Annotated in this window: 18 protein-coding genes; 9 read left to right on the forward strand and 9 right to left on the reverse strand. The window is 60.7% G+C overall.

What is annotated here, in order from left to right:
• Positions 1–8 precede the first annotated feature (8 nt).
• The 4 genes from ACLGL5_RS23775 to ACLGL5_RS23790 are packed head-to-tail and all read left to right on the forward strand — an operon-like array spanning position 9 to position 1,860.
• Complete coding sequence (locus ACLGL5_RS23775) at positions 9–713, forward strand: DNA alkylation repair protein (RefSeq protein WP_069092163.1); 705 nt, start codon at positions 9–11, stop codon at positions 711–713.
• The gene (locus tag ACLGL5_RS23780; protein WP_494372774.1) at positions 673–855 is read left to right on the forward strand and encodes a hypothetical protein; all 183 of its coding nucleotides are present in this window, start codon (positions 673–675) and stop codon (positions 853–855) included. Before ACLGL5_RS23775 ends, ACLGL5_RS23780 begins: the two co-directional genes overlap by 41 nt.
• A gap of 12 nt (positions 856–867) precedes the next feature.
• Positions 868–1,251, forward strand: coding sequence for a GNAT family N-acetyltransferase (locus ACLGL5_RS23785; RefSeq protein ID WP_244748183.1), 384 nt, complete (start codon positions 868–870; stop codon positions 1,249–1,251).
• Positions 1,252–1,296: 45 nt separating this feature from the next.
• A complete protein-coding gene (locus ACLGL5_RS23790) occupies positions 1,297–1,860 on the forward strand; it encodes a DUF3299 domain-containing protein (protein ID WP_019858125.1) in 564 nt (187 codons plus the stop codon).
• A gap of 15 nt (positions 1,861–1,875) precedes the next feature.
• On the opposite strand, the gene ACLGL5_RS23795 is transcribed toward ACLGL5_RS23790, so the two are convergent.
• The 4 genes from ACLGL5_RS23795 to ACLGL5_RS23810 all read right to left on the reverse strand — a co-directional run bounded on the left by ACLGL5_RS23795 (position 1,876) and on the right by ACLGL5_RS23810 (position 4,352).
• A complete protein-coding gene (locus ACLGL5_RS23795) occupies positions 1,876–2,367 on the reverse strand; it encodes an Lrp/AsnC family transcriptional regulator (protein WP_006205209.1) in 492 nt (163 codons plus the stop codon).
• Positions 2,368–2,474: 107 nt separating this feature from the next.
• Positions 2,475–3,149, reverse strand: a complete 675-nt coding sequence (locus ACLGL5_RS23800; RefSeq protein WP_038646800.1) for a uracil-DNA glycosylase family protein — start codon at positions 3,147–3,149, stop codon at positions 2,475–2,477.
• On the reverse strand, positions 3,089–3,700 hold the full coding sequence (locus ACLGL5_RS23805) for a glutathione S-transferase (protein WP_069092164.1): 612 nt from the start codon (positions 3,698–3,700) through the stop codon (positions 3,089–3,091). The genes ACLGL5_RS23800 and ACLGL5_RS23805 overlap by 61 nt, the downstream gene beginning before the upstream one ends.
• Positions 3,701–3,734: 34 nt before the next feature.
• The gene (locus ACLGL5_RS23810) at positions 3,735–4,352 is read right to left on the reverse strand and encodes a thermonuclease family protein (RefSeq protein WP_069092165.1); all 618 of its coding nucleotides are present in this window, start codon (positions 4,350–4,352) and stop codon (positions 3,735–3,737) included.
• 76 nt (positions 4,353–4,428) lie between these two features.
• On the opposite strand from ACLGL5_RS23810, the gene ACLGL5_RS23815 reads away from it, so the two are divergent.
• Positions 4,429–5,949 (forward strand): sensor histidine kinase, encoded by a 1,521-nt coding sequence (locus ACLGL5_RS23815; protein ID WP_069092166.1) that lies wholly within the window; start codon positions 4,429–4,431, stop codon positions 5,947–5,949.
• 53 nt (positions 5,950–6,002) lie between these two features.
• A complete protein-coding gene (locus ACLGL5_RS23820) occupies positions 6,003–6,530 on the forward strand; it encodes a GNAT family N-acetyltransferase (protein ID WP_069092167.1) in 528 nt (175 codons plus the stop codon).
• A gap of 20 nt (positions 6,531–6,550) precedes the next feature.
• Here the strand turns inward: ACLGL5_RS23820 and ACLGL5_RS23825 are convergent, their stop codons facing one another.
• On the reverse strand, positions 6,551–7,549 hold the full coding sequence (locus ACLGL5_RS23825; RefSeq protein ID WP_069093418.1) for a nicotinate-nucleotide--dimethylbenzimidazole phosphoribosyltransferase: 999 nt from the start codon (positions 7,547–7,549) through the stop codon (positions 6,551–6,553).
• A gap of 197 nt (positions 7,550–7,746) precedes the next feature.
• Here ACLGL5_RS23825 and ACLGL5_RS23830 point away from each other — a divergent pair, with 197 nt between their 5' ends.
• Complete coding sequence (locus ACLGL5_RS23830) at positions 7,747–7,977, forward strand: DUF1289 domain-containing protein (protein WP_010909481.1); 231 nt, start codon at positions 7,747–7,749, stop codon at positions 7,975–7,977.
• Between the two features lie 112 nt (positions 7,978–8,089).
• Positions 8,090–8,797 (forward strand): TIGR02281 family clan AA aspartic protease, encoded by a 708-nt coding sequence (locus ACLGL5_RS23835; protein WP_038646810.1) that lies wholly within the window; start codon positions 8,090–8,092, stop codon positions 8,795–8,797.
• 2 nt (positions 8,798–8,799) lie between these two features.
• Here the strand turns inward: ACLGL5_RS23835 and dusA are convergent, their stop codons facing one another.
• Complete coding sequence (dusA, locus tag ACLGL5_RS23840) at positions 8,800–9,798, reverse strand: tRNA dihydrouridine(20/20a) synthase DusA (RefSeq protein ID WP_019858135.1); 999 nt, start codon at positions 9,796–9,798, stop codon at positions 8,800–8,802.
• A gap of 114 nt (positions 9,799–9,912) precedes the next feature.
• Here dusA and ACLGL5_RS23845 point away from each other — a divergent pair, with 114 nt between their 5' ends.
• Positions 9,913–10,209, forward strand: a complete 297-nt coding sequence (locus tag ACLGL5_RS23845; RefSeq protein WP_069092168.1) for a hypothetical protein — start codon at positions 9,913–9,915, stop codon at positions 10,207–10,209.
• A 1,909-nt stretch (positions 10,210–12,118) separates the two neighbouring features.
• On the opposite strand, the gene ACLGL5_RS23850 is transcribed toward ACLGL5_RS23845, so the two are convergent.
• From ACLGL5_RS23850 to ACLGL5_RS23860, 3 genes are all read right to left on the reverse strand, one after another.
• Positions 12,119–12,979, reverse strand: coding sequence for a hypothetical protein (locus ACLGL5_RS23850; RefSeq protein ID WP_245307147.1), 861 nt, complete (start codon positions 12,977–12,979; stop codon positions 12,119–12,121).
• A 325-nt stretch (positions 12,980–13,304) separates the two neighbouring features.
• The gene (locus tag ACLGL5_RS23855) at positions 13,305–13,886 is read right to left on the reverse strand and encodes a CatB-related O-acetyltransferase (RefSeq protein WP_083246759.1); all 582 of its coding nucleotides are present in this window, start codon (positions 13,884–13,886) and stop codon (positions 13,305–13,307) included.
• A 550-nt stretch (positions 13,887–14,436) separates the two neighbouring features.
• Complete coding sequence (locus tag ACLGL5_RS23860) at positions 14,437–15,873, reverse strand: hypothetical protein (RefSeq protein ID WP_069092172.1); 1,437 nt, start codon at positions 15,871–15,873, stop codon at positions 14,437–14,439.
• Between the last annotated feature and the right edge of the window lie 39 nt (positions 15,874–15,912).

Raw genomic sequence — 15,912 nt, forward strand, 5'->3', positions numbered from 1 at the left:
GGGTCGCGATGGCCGAGCTTTCGCCCCAATCGAGTGCCGACGAAATCGTCGCGCATCTGCGCTCGATCGGCTCGGAGGAAAATCGTCTCGGCATGCTGCGCTACGGCATCAAGATCGACCGCGCGCTTGGAATCCCGCATGGCATTCAGCGGCAGATCGCCCGGAAGATCAAACGCAACCACGAGCGCGCCTTTGAGCTGTGGGCGTCAGGCATCATGGAGGCGCAGTTCATCGCTTCCGTCACGGCCGACCCGAAGCGGTTTTCCGCCAGGGATGCCAGGCAATGGGCGTCGAGTTTCGACTCCTGGGATATTGTCGATGGCGTCTCGGATCTCTTCGTCGATACGGACGCCTGGAAAGAGCTGATCGGCGAGTTCGCGGCCGATGAACGGGAATTCGTTCGACGCACGGCTTTCGCCATGATGGCCTGGTCTGTCGTGCACCGCAAGGAAGAGCCGGAGGCGACTTTTCTCGCCTTCCTGCCGATCATCGAAGCGCATGCCACTGACGAGCGCAATTTCGTCAAGAAGGCTGTGAACTGGGCGCTTCGTTCGATCGGCAAGCGATCGATGGCTATGCACGGTGCTGCCCTTGCTGTCGCCGAAAGGCTCGCGCGATCGACCGACAAGACGGCACGCTGGAACGGCAAGAATGCCGTGAAGGAACTGACCGATGCCAAAACGCTCGCGCGGATCGCCGCCAGAAAAATTTGACCTCGCCAATATCCGCTTTACCGAGGTGACGCTGGCGACCCGTGGCAAATTCGAGACGTTGTTCGAGCAGCCAGGTGCGCCAAAATACTGCTGGTGCATGGCCTGGCGGCACTCTGGCCGCGAGCATATCCAGAACGACTAGAAGAAGCGGCAGATGATGACGCTCATCGATGCCGGAACCCCTGTCGGCATCCTCGCTGAGATCGACGGCAAGACCATTGCCTGGTGTTCGGTCGCTCCGCGCGAGACCTATCGCAAGCTGTCAAAGCGGCAGGATGACAGCGAGACGGGTGTATGGTCGATCGTCTGCTTCTATGTGCCGAGGGCTTTGCGCGGCGGCGGCCTTGCTTCGGCCTTACTTGATGCAGCCATCGATCATGCCTTTGCCAAGGGCGCGCGCATCATCGAGGCCTATCCCGTGGCCGAAGCGTCGCCGAGCTACCGTTTCATGGGCTTTCGCGACATGTTCGCGTCGCGCGGCTTCTACGAGCCCGGCATGGCCGGTTCTCGCCGACATGTGATGCGGCTCGAGCATTGACGTCATTTGGCATGGCGTCTTTACTCGCCTGCAAAGGGAGCGGCCATGAACCATTTCACGTCAATCACAGGGCTCGCGGCCGCGTTGTCTCTCTGCGCGGCCGGCGCCTCGGCCGAGACCATGCACATCTTCTGGAAGGACTTGCGCCCGGCCACCCAGGCGGTCGCCGAAGACGCAGGCCTGCCGATGATCGCGGCTAAACTGCCGGATCATGGCGAGACACTGTCCGTCGGCCTGCAGGACAAGACCATACAATTAGCCGGCTATGCATTGCCGGTCGATCGCGATGGTGACCTCGTCTACCAGTTCCTGCTGGTGCCGTGGACGGGCGCGTGCAGCCACATGCCGACGCCGCCGCCCAATCAGATCGTGCTGGTCACGCCAGCCCATCCCTACAAGATGTCGCAAGCCTACCAGTCGGTCGCCATCACCGGCGCTCTGAAACCGGACATGGAGAAAAGCCAGTTGTTCATTTTGGATGGCGTCAGCGTCATCCAGTCCGGTTACAGCGTGCGCAAGGCGGATGTGATCGGCGTCGACACCGTGCCGGACACCGTCACCCTGCCGGTGAACTCGCCCTGGAGTTTCCTCAACAAGAAGAAGAACTGAGCGGGCGCCGCCCGCTCAGGCGGCGTTGGCGCCGGATTCCTTGTCCAGCACCATGTAGTCGAGCGGGATTTCGGTCGTGTACTTTATCTGCTCCATGGCGAAGGACGACGACACGTCACGGATTTCGATCTTGGCGATCAGCCGCTTGTAGAAGGCGTCGTAGGCGGCGATGTCGGGCACCACGACACGCAAGAGATAGTCGACGTCGCCGCTCATGCGGTAGAACTCGACCACCTCGGGAAACTCTTGGATGACCTCGGAAAAGCGGCGCAGCCATTCGTGGCTGTGCGAATTCGTGCGGATGGAGACGAAAACGGTGACCCGCACATTGACCTTCTCGTGGTCGAGAATGGCGACGCGCCGCTTGATGACGCCCTCCTCCTCGAGCTTTTGGATGCGGCGCCAGCAGGGCGTGGTCGACAGGCCGACTTTCTTGGCGACATCGGCCACCGCGAGGGTCGCGTCCTCCTGCAGGAGGCGGAGAATTTTTCGGTCAAGGCGGTCCATTAGAGGCTCCTGAGGAATAGTTTGGCTATATTCCCCTTTATTCGGGGCTTTCACAAGAAAGAAATTCTGCCAATCACTATGAAAGCGAGTGATTTCTTGCTGAATGCCTAGCCAAGGCGATAGCGGATTTCCGAGCGCAGGAAAGGCAGCAAATCCATTTCAAACCACGGATTCTGCTTCAGCCAGCCGCTGTTGCGCCAGGATGGATGCGGCAGCGGCAGCACTTTTGCGCCGACTGAATTCTCCCAGATGGCGCGCCAGTCCATCACCGTTTCGGTCAGCGAAGGGCGGCGCGCGGCGCCCATATGCCAGGACTGCGCGTAGATGCCGATCGTCAGCACCAGGTCGATCCGAGGCATCAGCGCCATCAGGGGCGCACGCCAGGCCGGCGCGCATTCGCGCCTTGGCGGCAGGTCACCACCCTTGGCATCCTGGCCGGGAAAGCAGAAGCCCATCGGCACGATGGCGAATTTCTCGATGTCGTAGAACTCGTCGCTGGTCACGCCGAGCCAGCTGCGCAGGCGGTCGCCCGAAGCATCGGTGAACGGCATGCCCGACAGGTGCACCTTGGTTCCCGGCGCCTGGCTGGCAATCAGGATGCGGGCACTGGACGAGGGCCGCAGCACGGGCCGCGGCTCATGCGGCAGCGGCTTTCCGACGGGGCTTTCGGCACAGATGCGGCAAGCCCGGACTTTTGCGGCAAAATTGTCCAGTTCCAGGCTCAAGCGGCGGCACTCGGCCGGCTGGAGATCGCCTGATGCCAACGCAAGACATTGGTGCACTCCTCCGGCACCTTAATGCGCGCCGGCTTCATGAAGTCGATTGCGATCAGGCCGGTGATGTCGGCAATCGAATAGCTGTCGCCGGCGGCGAATTCCCGCTTCGCCAACTCGCCATCGAGGATTCTCAGGAACTCCAACGCCTTCGGCTTGTTGGCCTCACCCCATTCAGGGATTTGCGGGATTTCCCATTCCTTCATGGCCGGATGAATGTGGCGAAAGGCCTGCGCGACGCAGCTGAGCAGATTGAACTCCATCCGTCTCTGCCACATCTCGACCTGTGCCTTGCCGAGTGCGCCGCGTCCGAACAGGGCCGGCTCCGGATGCAACTCCTCGAAATACCGGCAGATGGCGACGGATTCGGTGATGACGGTGCCATCGTCAAGCTCCAGCACCGGCAAGCGCCGCAAAGGGTTGCGCGAGCTCACCGTTTGGCCCTTGTGCTCCAGCGCGCCCATGTCGACGGGCACCAGCGGAACCGCGATCCCCTTTTCGACGAGGAAGACGCGTACCCGCCGCGGATTGGGCGCCCGGCCACCGTCGAAGAGCTTCATTTCGATCCTCCCTTTCCTTCCAAGCCGATACGCCTTACCAGAAGCGAAAAATCTCCCGCACGGCGTCGCCGATCGACGCCAGCATGCCATGTTTTCGCTCCACCACCTCGCCGTGATGGCTGTCGCGCCAGTCCTGCGGCTGGTCGAACGTACCCGCCCAGATACCGACCTTGGCGGCCCGGGCGGTCGCTTCCTCACTTTCGAAGTCGCCAAAGGCGACCGCCCAGCCCGCCTCGACCTGAGCGCGGTTGAGGTCGGTGCCGCCGGCCTTGCAGTCGCCAAGCAACCGGCCATAGCGGTCCCGCTGCCAGCCGCTGCAGGTGACCGGCCTGCCGGCGATCAGGCGCACCAGCGACTGGCGCGCAAGCGTGCCGCAGGCATAGTCGGCGCCGTTCCTGCGGCAGGTCTGTGTGTATTCCGGGGCGTCGATGCCGCGCATGCGGATGCGCTCGGTGCCGAGCGTAATCGAATCGCCATCATTGATCATGGCAGCGCCTTGAGTCTGGCGCGTCTCCACCCGATCGAGGCGCGCCGCCAACAGGATCAGCAGTCCCAGAATGATGATGGCCAGACCATAGTCCAACACCTTGCGCCACAGGCTGCGCGGCGCCGCGTACCGCCGGCGCGATCTTGGCGACCAGGAACGGCTCATATGGCAAACGGTTGGTTAATCATTCGAACGTAGCTTAACACCTTGGAACCGCTGCACGAATAATTTGAAGTTTTTGATGCCCTTGCAACGCTCGAACACAGCGGACAAGTTCATTGTGGACCGCAGGAAACGGCATCGCAACAGCGATGTCGCGCGTGCGGTGCGCAAGACGCGCGACCGTCTTTCGCAGCAAGCCGGCAATCCCGATTTCGACCGCGAATTGTTGAAACTCCACGCCGGCGCCATGACAAGCGGCGCCGTGGCGATCCCGTTGCTCGTGCTGGCGATCGCCGCTGCCGGCTGGCTCGCCGGCGTCGGCAATGAGATCGGGCTCTGGGCGTTGTTCACGCTCATCTGCTATACGATCGTCGCCTTCATGGCGCGGCGCATCGAGCGCACGGAAGCTGCCGAGCTTAACCCCCTGCAAACGCGACGGGAATTCCTGCTCGGCCATTTCCTTTGTGGCCTCGGCTGGGGCTGGTTCGTCTTGCTCGGCTGCGGCGCCTGCCAGGTCGATCAGTTCCAGGTGGTCAAGGCGGTGGTGCTGCTTTTTGCCATGGCCGGGACGGCGCTCATGGCCTCATCGCTGAGCGGCGCGTTGCTGGCGACTTTCGCCGTGCCGGTGGCGCTCTATGCCTACGTCGCTAGCAAGCTGTGGATGCCGGTCGAGGCGGTCCTGGCCGGGCTGCTTGTCCTGTCGCTGCCTTTCTTCGTCTATGTCGCCCGTCAGCTCAACCGCGCCTCGCTGATGGTGTTGTCGTTCCGCTCCGAAAAGGATGCGTTGATCGCCGAACTGGAGACAGCGAAGTCCATGTCGGACGAGGCGCGGCGGCGGGCCGAGGATGCCAATCTGGCAAAGTCGCGTTTCCTCGCTTCGATGAGCCATGAATTGCGCACGCCGCTCAACGCCATTCTCGGCTTTTCCGAGGTGATGGCGAACGAAGTGCTGGGGCCGATGAGCAATCCCACCTATCGGGACTATGCCCATGACGTGCATGATTCCGGCCAGCACCTGCTCGACCTGATCAACGAGATCCTCGACCTGTCGCGCATCGAGGCCGGTCGCTACCAGCTCAACGAAGAGCCGGTGATGCTGCTGAACATCGTCGAGGATTGCTGCCACATGATGGAGTTGAAGGCGCGCAACAAGGATATCCGCGTCATCCAGGATTTCGAACAGACATTGCCGCGACTGTTCGCCGACGAGCGTGCCGTACGCCAGATCACGCTCAACCTTCTGTCCAATGCCATAAAGTTCACTGCCACCGGCGGCGAGATCCGCGTCCGTGTCGGCTGGACGGCGGGTGGCGGGCAATACATCTCCGTCAAGGACAATGGTCCGGGGATTCCCGAGGACGAGATCCCGGTCGTGCTCTCCGCTTTCGGCCAGGGCTCGATCGCCATCAAGAGCGCCGAACAAGGCACCGGGCTCGGCCTGCCGATCGTGCAAGGCCTGCTTGCCATGCATGGCGGCGAATTCGAGCTACATTCCAAGCTGCGCGAAGGCACGGAGGCGATTGCCATCTTCCCGCTGAGCCGGGTGATGGAAGAACTGCCGGCTCTGCCAACCGCGGCGGTGGCGGCGCGACGGCGGTAGGCGACCCCAGCGACTTGCTTCCATTCCGCCCTCAAAGGGGACCGCGGACCGCAATGACCGCAGATTGGGATGCCAGCAGCGTCGAAATCAAATCGCAACGGCTTCGCCTCAAGCCCTTTACGGCCGTTGATGCTGACGAAGTCTTTGCCGCCATCACGCCCGCAATCACCCGTTTCATGCAGTGGGAACCGCCTCGATCATCAACGGCCTTTGCCGAGGTATGGCGATCCTGGTTGGCGCCGATCCTTGAAGGATCGGATCTGCATTTTGTTGTGCGCTCACTGGTGGACGATCACTGTCTGGGACTTGTCGGCCTTCACGCGGCAAAGACGGCCTGGCCCGAAATCGGAATTTGGATAACGGAGGACGTCCATGGAAACGGCATCGGCCGGGAGGCCGTCGCCGCCGTGGTGGCATGGGCGTCCGAGGAACTCGATCCGGATGGCTTCGAATATCCTGTCGCCGAAGAGAATATGGCGAGCCGAAGAATTGCGGAAGGCCTTGGCGGTTCAATCGTCGAGACGCGCTCCAATCCGAAATACACCTCGGTCGTCTATCGTCTCCCCAATCCCAGGCGTTGATGCGCCAGGGCGGGAGGCCTCTAGATCCGAACCGCCGCGGCCATGCCTGAACTGGTCAGAGCCGCCGCCTTGACCAGGCCCGCGCCAAGTGCTGCCCCTGCCCCTTCGCCATGGCTTATGCCGAGGTCAAGCAGCGGGCGGAAGCCAAGCAGTTCGGCGGCCCTGGCATGCGCGGGCTCCGGCGACAGGCTGGCGAGAAGACAGTGATCGAGGGCTCCAGGGCTCGCGGCATAAAGCACCGCCGCGGCAGCCGTTGCGGCAAAGCCGTCGAGCAGCACGGGTATCTCCTGCATCCGCGCGGCGAGAATGGCGCCGGCTATCGCGGCGAACTCGCGGCCGCCGACCCGGCGCAGCACTTCCAGCGGGTCGTCGAGATGGCCGTGGTGAAAGGCCAGCGCCGCATCGACCACATCGGCCTTGCGGACCTGCATCGCCGCGTCGGCGCCGGATCCCGGGCCAACCCAGTCGGCACCCCTGCCCCCGAACAGCGCGGCAAGCAAAGCGGCGGCGACGGTGGAATTGCCGACGCCGAGATCGCCGAGGCAAAGCAGGTCGGTGCCGCCCGCGATCGCTTCCATGCCGAAAGCCATGGTCGCCGCGCATCCGCGCTCGTCAAGCGCGGCATCCTCTGCGATGTCGCCGGTCGGGATATGCAGGGCAAGGTCGAACACCTTCAATCCCAGATCATAGGCAATGCAGATCTGGTTGATCGCCGCACCGCCTGCCGCGCAAAGCTCGACGGCGTTGGCGGTTGCCGCCACCGGGCGCGGCGAAATGCCATGACGGGTCACGCCGTGATTGCCGGCAAAGACTGCCATCAGCGGCCGTGTTGCCGCGGGCGGAGCCCGGCCGCTCCACGCGGCAAGCCACGCCGCGATGTCCTCGATGCGGCCGAGCGAATGCACTGGCTTGTCGGCCTTGGCAAACAGCGCGCGCACGCGCGCTTCGGCTTTGAGGTCGGCCGCCGGCAGATTGTCGAGCAAGTTGCGAAAGTCGTCGAAAGGCAGAGCGCTGGTCATGTTGTGAGCAATCATTCCTGGATTTCGTGAGCGGCATAGCCGCGTTGCGTGATCGGCACAACCTCTCCCAAACATCCGCCTTGATTGCCGCAAAGATGGCCTGGGAAGACGCGATCGCGAGGGCTTGCATTGGCTTTGCCGTTGCACCATGTGGAGGTGGAAGAGCGGAGTCCGCACGGATCCCGCGAGAGAAAGTCATGACGGCCATCGAATCCCCCTGCATCCTGGTCTGCTCGATCGACATGAAAACCGGCTTCTGCTTCGGTTGCGGCCGCACGCGCGAGGAAATCGGCGCCTGGATGGGGATGACGCCCGAAACGCGCCGCAATGTGATGGCCGAACTGCCGGCCCGACTGGAAACGGTCGAGCGCCGGCCGCGCCGCGAAACGCGCCGCACGCGCATGGCGCGCGAACGCGACGCACTCTAGGGCAGTTCACCGTTTCACGGAAAACGGCGAACCGCACTAACTCTTTGTTTTAACGCAATTCTCATGGGAAAACCGTTCACGCTTTTCCTGGAATTGCTCTAGCGAGGCACGGATGAGCAGCCGACTGTTCTGGATTCTGATGGCGGTGATCGGCGTGGGCGCGGCCCTGCTCGTGCTCAATGATTCCGCCGGCAGCACGCTTGGGGTCGAGAATTACGATTTTGGCCGGCTGATCTGGCTTGGCGCCTTCGGCGCCCTGATCGGCGCCGGCCTGCTGCGATCAGGCCGCCCATTGGGCGACATGGCCCGCAGTTTCGGCGCCTGGGCGGCAATCGTGCTGGCTCTGATCGCCGGCTACCAGTACCGCTACGAACTGCAAGACATCGCCAGCCGGGTGACCGCGGGTCTCGTTCCCGGCAGCCCGCTGGCGCTTGGCGTCGAAGACGGCCACGCCACGGTGACCCTCGACAAGGCCGACAATGGCCATTTCGAAGCGCGCATCCTGGTCAACGGCAACCCGATCCGGGCCGTTGTTGACACCGGCGCGACCAGCACGGTGCTGACGTCGGAAGATGCGCAAGCCGCCGGCTTCAATCCGGCCGCGCTCAATTACACGATACCGGTTTCGACAGCCAACGGCATGGCGCGCGCCGCCGCGGTCAAGACCGATGCGGTGGCGATCGGCGGCATCGTGCGTAAGGACATGCCGGTGATGGTCGCGGCCCCGGGCATGCTGAGCCAGAGCCTGCTCGGCATGAACTTCATCGGCTCGCTGTCGGGCTTCGACGTGCGTGGCGACCGCATGATCCTGCGGGACTGAGCTCAGGCCGCCTCGGCCGCCCCTCCACCGAATTCGACGGCCGCGAAAGCCGTCTTCAGCACGTCAGGCCCGGCACCGGGCCGGTTAGCGTCGGTCGAGAGGATCTGGCGGTAACGGCGAGCACCCGGCAATCCGTGGAACAACCCGACCATGTGGCGGGTGACATGGCCGAGCCGCCCGCCCTGTTCGATGTGGCGCGCCGCATAGTCCGCCATGGCATCGATCAGTCCGGCGAAATCGAACGCCTCGGGCTTCGCGCCGTAGAAGCCGGCGTCGACGCCCGCCAGAATACCTGGCGTGTGGTAAGCGGCGCGGCCAAGCATGGCGCTGTCGACATGATCGAGATGCGCGCGTGCCTCCTCAAGCGACTGAATGCCGCCATTGATGCCGATGAATTTGCTCGGTTTTCCAGCCTTCAGCCGATAGACCCTGTCATAATCGAGCGGCGGGATGTCGCGGTTTTCCTTGGGGCTCAACCCCTCCAGCCACGCCTTGCGCGCATGCACCCACAAGGCGTCGGCGCCGGCCGTGAAAACCCCGTTCGCCAGCGCATCCAGCGCCGGCTCCGGATCCTGTTCGTCGACGCCGATGCGGCACTTGACGGTGACGGGTATTGCCACCGCCGCCTTCATTGCCGCGACGCAGTCGGCGACGAGGTCGGGCACCTTCATCAGGCAAGCGCCGAACGTGCCCGACTGGACGCGATCGGACGGACAGCCGACATTGAGGTTGATCTCGTCATAGCCGAAGGCTTCGCCAATGCGCGCCGCCTCGGCAAGTTTCGCCGGATCCGAGCCGCCGATCTGCAGCGCGACCGGATGTTCCACCGCATCAAAACCGAGCAGCCTTTCGCGCGCGCCCTGTATGACCGCGTCGGCCACCACCATTTCGGTGTAGAGCAGCGCATGGCTCGTCAGCTGACGATGGAAGAACCGGCAATGCCGGTCCGTCCAGTCCATCATGGGTGCAATAGCCAGCCTATGATCTTGATTGTTCAGCATTTTTTCTTAACATCAAATTGTTGACACCTGCCGAACGCAGACGAATTTTCGTCAGAATACGACCCTTTTCGCCACATTTCGATCTGTCAGTGCACACGGAGCGCACACGAATAAATGGCCACCTACACAAAACTCTCGTCCGGCTCCTGGCGTGTCCAAGTCCGTCGCAAAGGTCGCTATGTCAGCGAGACCTTCCTGCGCCGAGACGATGCACGACGCTGGGCAACCGACGCCGAGCGTCAGGTCGATCGCGGTGAGACCCCTACCAAGTCGCGTACAGCGCGCCTGAAAACCGTCGGCGAACTCATCGACCTTCATATCGACGACATGTGCGATGTAGGCAAGTCCCCTCGCCGCTCCAAGGCTGCATCCGGCAAACCCAAACCTTTCGCGCCCAGCTCCTTGGCGTAAGCAAGATTTCGCACGTTTGCGGGTCCAACGCCCACCACTTGCGGCCGTTTCTATACTGAGCAATACTGCTATTGGGGAAGTGTGGGTTGTTGGGGGCGTACTATGCCAATTTACGATGTCGCAGAGATGCGCCTCGATCGAATTATTAGATCGAAGGCGGTCGAAGCATGTAGTCCAGACGCGGCTGCATTGATCATGAATTCGCGCAGATCAATCTCCCAAAAATGGGAGAAAGATTGGGTCCGCGTGACTGACGAAAATGATGGGCGAGTATTCGCTTTCACAATCGCCAGGCGCGAGCGGATGGCCGACGATAAGGAAGTCGACGATCCGTGTGCGTGAGGTGCGGCGGACCTGAGAAGCGGACCGTCCGGCGGACACCATTCCGGGCAACCTCCAACGGAAATTAGCCAGCGCAACGATCGGATGACGTAGCAACAACTCGCCGGGCGAAGACCCCTGCCACCTCTAGCCCGGCGAGCCTGCTACCCGATCAGGAGCGTGATCAGGGCCCGGGATCACCCGGTGCCCCCGGTCCAACGCAAGATCGATGCCCAGCGCCCCTGTCCCGAAATGGGACGCCATATCGAGCGCCTTCTGCTTGTCTTTGGTGGTGAACAGCGGTGCTCCAGTGCGCCTGTCGAAGACGTTGACCAGTAGGTCATTGCAGGCTTGTCGGGCATCAACGGCCCTCCCGTCCTTCATATGCATGCTTCGCGCATATTTACATTGGCGCATACGTCGACCAGCCGGCGGCGCCGTGCTCACAAACAGCCCGTCGGTTAGGCCCGGTTCCTATTCACATCCCAACTTATAGGCGCCGGGCCGTATATGGAGGACCCTCATGGAAGCAGTAGGCCTTTACCGGTGCCCTGGAATTCCGCCATTTGCCTGCATTGTAGAGCGGGCCAAGGCTAGTTACATCAGCCGGGACGCCTACAGAGCCGGCGGCTACAAGCCAGACTTCGACGCGTTGCCTTGGGAAGCTGAGTACAGGGCCGCAAAACAAAAGGCCTAGGAGGCAAAGAAACCTGCCCCATTCCTTTGAATGAGCGGCGGATCGTCGCCGGTGACATCCTTTACCGTCTTAAACAGCGCCTCATGCGTCCTTTGGAGAGCTCGGAAGTGCTCGCTGGTTGTGGGGATATAAGCCGCCTCACGATGTTCTTGTGGAGCGCTTCCGCCGCCGCCACCAAGCACTCCATTCAGCCTGAGATAGCTGCTTGGAAGATGTGGCTCTGGCCATTGGCGATCTCCATTTGGCGGTCGCCGCAATGGAGGATTATATTCCTCTACTCGATCGAGCGCGCAAGAGCGATGATGCAGTTATCAACTGCGGTCGCCTGGAGGCGCGGACCGTCGAGCCCCTCCACCAGCCTTTGCCGCCGCACCGACAGCCGGTGGCTGGGTCAACCGGCCCTAAGGGCCAGTTATAATCCACGGGTTGGTATCATATCCCAGGCGCGGCTTATCCGGCTTTGTTCCGTCCGGCAATTTCGCTGTTCCGGTCAAGTTGCAGTCAAGCTCTGGCCTCGGCCTCTTGCTCGAATGCTTGGTAGAGCAAAGGGCCGTAGCATCACTGACGGCCACCTTCTTCTCCTTGGCAACGGCGACTCCAGTCGCAGCGATCACGAGTGCCGCGCAAACTATAACCACTCTCATCGTAATTCCCCACGGTTGCGCATCCCCAAGATGCTGGGAGTGACGTTACGTCAGTTTCATATTAGCGCAAGCGAATATTAAGACCATGCTCGCTTTGGGGACAAGGCTGAACCGAAGCCCGCCCCAGACAGTTTTGCCCCGTCCGAGGCGGGCTGTGGAAGCGCGCTCGGCACGAGCCTTTTCGATCGTCGCGAAGCCTTTGCCCCTTGCTGGTTCCGTGCGGTTTCCGGAGGTCGTTTGCTGCTGATCAGACGATGCGCAACAGCTCGCGCAGGCGGACCGGTAATCTGGGCGAAGCCTGTAGCTCGGCGCAGTTCGCCTCCCATTGCCGCAGATATTCACCAATGGCCAGGCCGCTGCGGCCGGGCCAGCGGTTGAGTGCCCCCAGCGCCTCGATGCAGTCCGGCGCGCGGTCGTATTCGGCGAGGATGGTCAGCGACATAGCCTGGGCGAACGGATTAAGGGCGGGCATTTCGATCTCGCCGCGATGATCGGTGAACCACGCCGCGGCGTCGCGGGTGAGCCCCTGGCTATCGGCGAGAGCCGTATAGCGGTCGATGATATCCTGGCGGTATCGGGCGATGGCATCGCCGAAGGCGTTGTCGCCGGCGAAGGGCGGGGCCTCCTTCCAGCTTCTTGCCAGACGCCCGAGCCCGCGCAGCGAGTGGGCCTCCACCATGGCCTCCTCGAGCCATTGGCATGGCGGCGCCGGCCTGGCGTCCGGTTGCCAGCTGTTGCAGAGCACATGGCCGAGCTCGTGGCCGAACTGGTAGGCGAGCTTTGACCAGTCCCGCTCGCCGATGTCCACGATGATCCAAGCCATGCCGCTGCCGTCCGGATGCAGCCAGATGGCCGGCGTGCCAGAAGTGTGTTCGTCGACACGCAGCCGCGTTGGCTGGCGGTCGGAGACAAGGCGGACGCCATCGAGGCAGGCATGCCGCATGCGCTCGACGACCTGATCAGCCGCGCCCTCAAGCATGCGACCCCAGTCGCCGGCAAGCTCAATGGGCGCGGTGAGGAGGGTTGGCTGTGGGCGGGCCGAGGGAGTTTTTGGGCGCATGGCTGCGTAGGCTTTCCGAGAGCGGCTCAGCAGCGCAGCTGGTGCCAAGCTGGTAGCCAACGAGACGGCCGCAAGTATACTGAACTTTCGCCTGTTCGTCAGCTTATGCTCCTTTGTCCAAACATACCCATCGAGGTGTGGTGCGGAGCGTCATCGGGAACTTTCTCCGGGGGTGACGAGCTTCTGTCCAACAACTTTTTCCGTTGAACAACAATTACTTCTTGGCGCCCATCGCAGGGCGTGCCGCAACCCCATCGAACGTCGCTTAAGGCGGTATGCAAGTTGCTGTGCAGACAGCACATGCGGCGAACAAGATCGAGATCGGGAGGACTCTGCCGCACGTCCAGAGAATCGGGCTTGCTAGCGAAGCAGTCTAAGAAAAGAGCTCCTTTGGGATGCCGCAGGCATCGAAGAACAGCGAAATATTTCCTGATAGGAGAATGGGAAGGGTTTCACGGATTCGTTCTTCCTCCCAATCCCACCAGCGAATCTTGAGTAAAGTTGCGACCTCCCTCTCGGAAAAACGCAGTCGCACAGTCTCTGCGGGATTTCCCGCAACGAGTGCGTATGGCGGAACATCACGCCGGACTACGCTTCCTGCCCCTATGACCGCTCCGTCCCCGATCCTTACACCAGAATGGATCATGGCATGGCTCGCGATCCAAACGTCATTTCCGATAATGACATCGCCCCTGGTCGCTGGGTGTCCGGGTATATTTTCGGCCTCGGGCCAGTGGGCGATGGCGGAAAAAGGGTAAGTTGTTATCCAATCTGAGCGGTGGTTCCCTCCAAGAAATATTTCAACGCCGTCTGCGATAGAACAAAATCTTCCGATCTTTAACGATGCTTTTTCACCCCACCATCTGACGCTGGGAACTCCATAGCTATATTCTCCAATGTCGAAACCTCTGCCCTCCAACGCAGATCGAGTGAAGATTGGAGTGACCTGAGGCATCTATTATTTCAACTCCTGGACCTTGACGCGGAGATAGCCTTCTTCACAAGACTCGTTGCCCCACTTCAATATCAGGTTGCTGCAATCGAGGACACCGATGGTACGACACCGAATATAATTTGTCCGCCGCCAGCCTAGGGCATGTGGCGTGCCACGGCAGCCGAATACTACCCAGAAGCGACGGACGGACGGTCACCCGGCGTGAGCCGTACTTCGGACACCGCATGCGACTGGGGCATGGTGATTGGAAACGCCGCCTCTGCAACGACCATGGCGACCGTCGAGGTTGGGAAGACTGCGGCGCAACTGCTGGGGGAACGCGTACGCAGTTCACGGAGTTACTGAGCTGGCCGAGCTTTTCACGGCGACAAATCATAGCTGCCTGTCGGACAAAGCAAGGTCGCCGAAGTGGGCGCTGGCGGAGCTATTGGTAGCGCCTCGCGATGAGAAACGGATCTTTGGGATCGCCATCTGCGACGCTGAATCCGGTCCCTAAGAAAGGGTCATGACGGCGAGGCAAATTCGAGGAGCAGGCAGCTTGCATCGAATTTCACGCGCGTACGTCGCCCCGCATTTGGCGCCCATGGGCACGCTCAGCCTCAGTTAGTTGCCTCTTGCGTAGCACCACATGCATCTCGTCTACCGCCCGCGGTGCACGCAAAATCTCGTCATGTGAAACGCCCCGTGCCGCAAGCTCGTGGCCCAAGGGACTGTAGTGAAACGTCTGTTCAATCAAATCGAATCTAGCTTCGGTCCAGCCGAGATACCAGTACCATTCGCAATAGTAGAGCCAACTTCTTTCGTTAAAAGCGTGCACATGAGTGGGATCTTGCCAAGCACCATATGATAAATCATATGGAACAGCTACCTTAAGAAGGCCGCCTTCCGCCAATAATTCCAAGCAATTTTTCATGGCTAAAACGAGGTCATGAATGTGCTCTAGTACATGTGAGGCGGTTATACTCACAATCAGATCGGGCTGGAGGCGGACAGCGCCAAAGCGCGTTGTTATAAACTCACGGGTCAATAGATCCGGATCTGATATATCGGCGACAATATCAGGATTCCATTGGGTGCTAATGTCGATATTGAGCATATTCGGATCATACATCTTGCCGCTGCCAATCACCATATCGCCCGGAAGGCGTGGCAAATCACTCCAGGCTAGTGCTTCAGGAAGTATTTTTTTGGCGCGGCGTTGACTAAATGCATCGAAGCCTGCTGCTGCTACTTCTTGACGTCGATCTGGGTCGTTAACTAGCGCCTCGGTTACATCGACGAGGTTCTCGTAAGTGGCTGCAACAAAGGCGCTGGCCAAATCGGCATCCACCAGTTCGCCCGAGTTTACCTCGCTTACCACAGCGCGCCTGTTCGCCAGCAGATCAAAAATGCGAATGATTTCAAGCTGCCCACTGTCGTAGAAATGCAAATTGAGTACCACTTTCGATCGTGCGATAAGGCGGTCAAGCTGTTCGCCGAATACGCCATACGCCGCCTCAACGCGCAGCCCGCGAGAGCGCATTTCGTCAAGAATTTTAGACCTCCTGTCATTAAAGGAACCATAGAATAGGACGTCTATATCTTCATTTTCATCAATTATCCTTGAAAGGCCGGGAACATAGAATGTTCTAAAGTAGTGTACTGGTCGGGAAATGATTTCGGACAAAAATAGTGAATTACTCTCACTAAAATCCCAAACAGAAAATCGACGAAGTATATTTGTGTATTCGTTCGACATCCAGTCAGACGTGTAATTTTCAACGTTAAATATAACAGAATTTCTTGGCAGATAGGCTAACCCAATCTCCCCATACAGGTTAGCACCTAATACGATTGCCTTCCCGTTGAACCCATGCGGCAATTCGTGGACAATATCAGTTTCGATGGAAATCTCGCGCAGCCCATCGGCCAGCATCTGAATCAAGCTTGCGAGCACCTTCACCATCTGTGGGTGAACGAGAAGTGTGATGTGACCCGCAATGTTCACGCCGTTCTCCCGAGGACTTCGTATCTTACCTGCCACAAT

The sequence above is a fragment of the Mesorhizobium sp. U510 genome (assembly GCF_059180695.1).

Coding starts and splice junctions, on each gene's coding strand:
- ACLGL5_RS23795 (WP_006205209.1), bottom strand. CDS start 2,367: ATGGACCGCCTTGACCGAAAAATTCTCCGCCTCCTGCAGGAGGACGCG.
- ACLGL5_RS23805 (WP_069092164.1), bottom strand. CDS start 3,700: ATGAAGCTCTTCGACGGTGGCCGGGCGCCCAATCCGCGGCGGGTACGC.
- ACLGL5_RS23825 (WP_069093418.1), bottom strand. CDS start 7,549: ATGACCAGCGCTCTGCCTTTCGACGACTTTCGCAACTTGCTCGACAAT.
- ACLGL5_RS23855 (WP_083246759.1), bottom strand. CDS start 13,886: ATGCCTCAGGTCACTCCAATCTTCACTCGATCTGCGTTGGAGGGCAGA.
- dusA (WP_019858135.1), bottom strand. CDS start 9,798: ATGCTGAACAATCAAGATCATAGGCTGGCTATTGCACCCATGATGGAC.
- ACLGL5_RS23775 (WP_069092163.1), top strand. CDS start 9: ATGGCCGAGCTTTCGCCCCAATCGAGTGCCGACGAAATCGTCGCGCAT.
- ACLGL5_RS23780 (WP_494372774.1), top strand. CDS start 673: ATGCCAAAACGCTCGCGCGGATCGCCGCCAGAAAAATTTGACCTCGCC.
- ACLGL5_RS23785 (WP_244748183.1), top strand. CDS start 868: ATGATGACGCTCATCGATGCCGGAACCCCTGTCGGCATCCTCGCTGAG.
- ACLGL5_RS23830 (WP_010909481.1), top strand. CDS start 7,747: ATGACGGCCATCGAATCCCCCTGCATCCTGGTCTGCTCGATCGACATG.
- ACLGL5_RS23845 (WP_069092168.1), top strand. CDS start 9,913: ATGGCCACCTACACAAAACTCTCGTCCGGCTCCTGGCGTGTCCAAGTC.
- ACLGL5_RS23810 (WP_069092165.1), bottom strand. CDS start 4,352: ATGAGCCGTTCCTGGTCGCCAAGATCGCGCCGGCGGTACGCGGCGCCG.
- ACLGL5_RS23820 (WP_069092167.1), top strand. CDS start 6,003: ATGACCGCAGATTGGGATGCCAGCAGCGTCGAAATCAAATCGCAACGG.
- ACLGL5_RS23835 (WP_038646810.1), top strand. CDS start 8,090: ATGAGCAGCCGACTGTTCTGGATTCTGATGGCGGTGATCGGCGTGGGC.
- ACLGL5_RS23815 (WP_069092166.1), top strand. CDS start 4,429: ATGCCCTTGCAACGCTCGAACACAGCGGACAAGTTCATTGTGGACCGC.
- ACLGL5_RS23790 (WP_019858125.1), top strand. CDS start 1,297: ATGAACCATTTCACGTCAATCACAGGGCTCGCGGCCGCGTTGTCTCTC.